Annotated in this window: 2 protein-coding genes; both read left to right on the top strand. The window is 55.3% G+C overall.

The window, feature by feature from the left end:
- A partial coding sequence (locus OGY71_RS01170; RefSeq protein ID WP_286612680.1) for an STY4826 family bacteriophage gene regulatory protein occupies positions 1-189 on the top strand: 189 nt, incomplete at its 5' end.
- Between the two features lie 15 nt (positions 190-204).
- A partial coding sequence (locus OGY71_RS01175; protein ID WP_286612683.1) for a phage polarity suppression protein occupies positions 205-338 on the top strand: 134 nt, incomplete at its 3' end.

Here is a 338-nt window from a genome sequence, read left to right on the forward strand (position 1 = left end):
TATCTGTCGGAAAACGTCAAACAGCGTTATCACCAGTGTACCAATATCGAATGCTCGGCCACTTTCCGCACCATCGAGTCTGTTGACGGTGTGATACGTGCCGCACCGGAGAAACCCGACCCCGCACCGGTGACGCCACCGCCGCCGCGTAAAGTACAGGGCTGCTACAGCTCGCCGTTCCGGCATTAATCAGGAGAGAGACTCGTGACCACTGTGACCATACAGCAGGCCTTTGAGGCCTGTCAGGCGAACAAAAATACCTGGCTGAAACGTAAAGCCGAACTGGCAGACCTTGAACGGGAATACCGTGAACAGCTCCTTGCCGGTGACGAACAAAT

The sequence above is a fragment of the Citrobacter sp. Cpo109 genome, assembly GCF_030332565.1.
GTDB lineage: Bacteria > Pseudomonadota > Gammaproteobacteria > Enterobacterales > Enterobacteriaceae > Citrobacter > Citrobacter portucalensis.